Origin of the sequence: Streptomyces durocortorensis (assembly GCF_016901035.1) — a bacterium.
Lineage (GTDB): Bacteria > Actinomycetota > Actinomycetes > Streptomycetales > Streptomycetaceae > Streptomyces > Streptomyces durocortorensis.
Map to the genome: position 1 here is coordinate 6132 of NZ_JAFEUF010000101.1, position 3568 is coordinate 9699.

2 protein-coding genes are annotated in these 3568 nt (G+C 67.9%); one reads left to right on the forward strand and one right to left on the reverse strand.

Annotation, left to right across the window (positions count from 1 at the left end):
- Window positions 1–124: 124 nt before the first annotated feature.
- A complete protein-coding gene (locus JS521_RS19690) occupies window positions 125–739 on the reverse strand; it encodes an FG-GAP repeat domain-containing protein (protein WP_205084293.1) in 615 nt (204 codons plus the stop codon).
- Between JS521_RS19690 and JS521_RS19695 the strand changes: the two genes are divergently transcribed.
- Window positions 690–3440, forward strand: a complete 2751-nt coding sequence (locus JS521_RS19695; RefSeq protein ID WP_239487534.1) for an RHS repeat-associated core domain-containing protein — start codon at window positions 690–692, stop codon at window positions 3438–3440. The genes JS521_RS19690 and JS521_RS19695 overlap by 50 nt on opposite strands.
- Window positions 3441–3568: the final 128 nt, after the last annotated feature.

The following is a 3568-nucleotide window of genomic DNA, read 5'->3' on the forward strand; positions in this document are numbered from 1 at the left end:
CCGCCCTGGCGTGCGGTTGGGCGTGCGGGTCCGCCCTCCGTCGGTGGGGTGCGGGGCCTGCGGGCGGGCGCGCGCCCCCCCCCCCCCCCGCCCCTCGACGTCCGTCGATCAGCAGACCGGCCGGTCAGCCGATGGACTGATAGTCGGGGAACGCGTCCGAGACGCCGGACACGGTGGTGTGTCCGGCAGCGGTGTAGTCGGCGAAGAAGCGCAGGCGTCCGTTACCGGGAGTGGTGGCCCAGAGGTCGAACTTCCCGTTGTTGTTGGCATCGGGCGCCGCCGTGAAGCGGGGCACGGTGTTGACGCTCCAGTTACTGCCGATGGCGGTCCGGTCGGTGAGGCTGATGTCGAAGCCCTCGTCCGTCTCCCTTCCGTGGAACACGTAGAGGCCTCCGACGTCCGGACGGTCGTAGCGCACGAGCAGGTCCTCCCGCCCGTCACCGTTGTAGTCGCCAGGGGCCGCGAGGGTCGCCTCGTTCAGGGTGGTCGCGCTCTCGGCGATCGGGTCGTCGGGGCCGGCCAGAAGAACGGGTTCCCGGTCGCTGTCCAGCCGGTGATCGAGGCTGCCGTAGTAGAGCCAGAGGAACTCGCCGTCGTTGACGAGCAGGTCAGGGTGGCCCGCGACATCCTCGACGCCGTCGCCGTCCACGTCCAGGCCGCCGTCGACGTCGCCGATGGCGAGGATCTGCTTGACCCGGCCAGTGGCCCAGATCTCGCTGAAATACGGCGACGAGACCAAGCGCACCACCACCGTCCACGACGGCGACCGCACGACCGTCATCCCGCCCAAGGGCGGTACGGCCACGACGACCATCGTCGACGCACTGGGACAGACGACCGAGAGCCGCTCCTACACCGACAGCGCACGCACGGAGTTCGGCACCACGGCGTACCGCTACGACCAGCACGGCAACCTGGCCAAGGTGACCGACCCCGCGGGCACCATCTGGACCTGGACGTATGACAGCCGGGGCAGACAGACATCGGCGGACGACCCGGACAAGGGCGCCAGCACCACGACGTACGACGATGCAGACCGCCCCAGCACCGTCACCGACGCCCGAGGCATCACCCTCACCACGCTCTACGACAAGCTGGGGCGCCCTGAGAAGCTCCAGCAGGGTGCAACGGTTCGGTCCTCCTGGACTTACGACACGGTCGCCAAGGGCCAGCCCGCCTCGGACACGCGCCATGTGGACGGCAAGGCCTACACGACAAAGATCGACGGGTACGACGATCGCTACCAGCCCACCTCCTCGACGGCCGTCATTCCCCCCACCGAGCAGGGCCTGGCCGGGACGTACACCTGGACGTACGGGTACAACCAGTACACCGGCGCCCAGGAGTGGCTGAGACACCCCGCCATCGGAAACCTTCCCGCCGAGCGGGTCACCACCAATTTCAACTCCTCGGGCCTGCCGGTCTCCACCACCGCGGGCAGTGTGCCCCTCGTCGGCAACGTCGCCTACGACGCCCTGTCACGGCCCGTGCGGACGGAACTCGGCTCTCTGGGACGGAAGGTGTACGACACCCGGGTCATCGACGAGCACACCGGGAGCCTGGTCCGGCGCACCCTCGACGGCGATCAGGCCCTCAGGATCGAGGACACCCGCTACTCCTACGACGACGCCGGCAACACCCTCCGGATCTCCAGTACGTCCGGACAGGACTCGGCAGCCTCCACCGACACCCAGTGCTTCGCCCTTGACGCCCTGCGTCGGATGACGGAGGCCTGGACCACCAGGTCAGCATCGGACAACTGCGCGTCAGGCCCCTCGGCCGGCACCGTGGGCGGCCCGGACTCCTACTGGCATTCCTACACCTACGACGTGGCGGGCAACCGTGCCAAGGAGGTCCGGCACACCACGGCTTCCGGCGTCTCCGATATCACCCGCACGTACACACCGGGCAAGGCCGGCGAGGCCAACCCGCACGCACTGCGCTCGATCACCACGACGGGCGGTCCCGACGACGGCGACCGGGAGAACTTCACGTACGACGCCGTCGGCAACGCGGAGTCCCGCAGCGGAGGCGCCCGTGGCCAGGGATTCGTCTGGGACGAGGAGGGCAACCTCGCCAAGGTCACGGAGAACGGCAAGTCCACCACCTACCTCTACGACTCGTCCGGCAACCGCCTCCTGGCCCGCAACGCGGACGCCACGACCACCGCGTACCTGCCGGGCGGGAACCAACTGACCGTCACCGCGTCCGGCGCGAAGACCGCGACCCGCCACTACACCCACGGCGGCGAGGCGGTGGCCGTGCGCAACGCGAGCGGCATCACCTTCGTCTTCGCGAACCACCAGGGCACCGGCCTGACGGCCGTCGGCTTCACCGAAGGCCAGGCAGTGACCCGGCGCAAGCAACTCCCCTTCGGGGAGAGCCGCAGCGCCACCGGAACCACCTGGCCCGGCGACCGGGGCTTCGTGGGCGGCACCACCGATCCGACGGGCCTGACCCACCTGGGCGCCCGAGAGTACGACCCGACCCTGGGCCGCTTCCTCTCCGTCGATCCGCTCATCCTTCCCGGCGACTCGACTCAGCTCAATCCGTACGTCTACGGCAACAACAACGCCGCCACCTTCTCCGATCCGACCGGCGAAGCGTACGAGGAGTGCGTGAGCGGACAGTACAACTGCAGCTACGGAAAGGGAGGGACAGGTGACGTCAAGAAGGTCGAATTCGGCAAGAACTACAAGAAGGTGACCAAGTCGGTCGGCGGCACCATCTCACCGAACTACATCATCCAGCAGAACACCGGCTACAAGCACGTCTACACGAAAGGCAGCGGCGTCACCGCGCCGACGGCGGCCCAGAGGGCGGCCTCTGCCGAGATCGAGCGCCAGAGGCGAATAGAGCGGGAACGCAAGGCGGCCGAGGCGCAGCATAAGCAGAACCAGAAGGACGAGGGGTTCTGGGCCGGCCTCAAGAACTCAGCAGTCGGCCAGTGGGTCGGCGACAACTGGGATGGCATCAAGACCGGCCTGACGGTCGTCGCTTTCGGGGCCTGCATCGTCGCCTCTGCGGGAGCATGCATCATGGTGGGCGCGGCCGTTGCCACCGCGAAATTCATTGGCGACAGTGCAAAGTCCGGCAATCTGGAGCTTCGGGCATACGCCAAAGATCTCGCCTGGACAGCGGTGGGCGGCGGAGCCGCAGCGGCATTCGGGCGCACCATCGGAGGAGCCAAGAACTGGCGTGACGCATACCGGGGTTCCCCGTGGACGAGGCACACAGTCATGACGAAGGTCCGCCCGTCTTCGAGTTCGAAGCACGCAGTGGTTCGCCCGACCTCCCGGGTCGACAAGGGTGCCACCTACGGAAATCTGAGTGTGAACGCCGGGTTCAACGTCGCATTCTGCGGCGCCAACACCGCAAGTATCGGATCCGACCCCGGAAACCTCGGATTCAATTCCGGCCCCTATAGTGGAGTCTGCTAGCTGAACAGCAGGGGCGCGGCCCCCCCCCCCCCCCCCCCCCCCCCCCCCCCCCCCCCCCCCCCCCCCCCCCCACCGGAAAAAGGCCCCCCAAAAGGGGGGGAAGGAATAATGTTATAAGGGTAGAGATA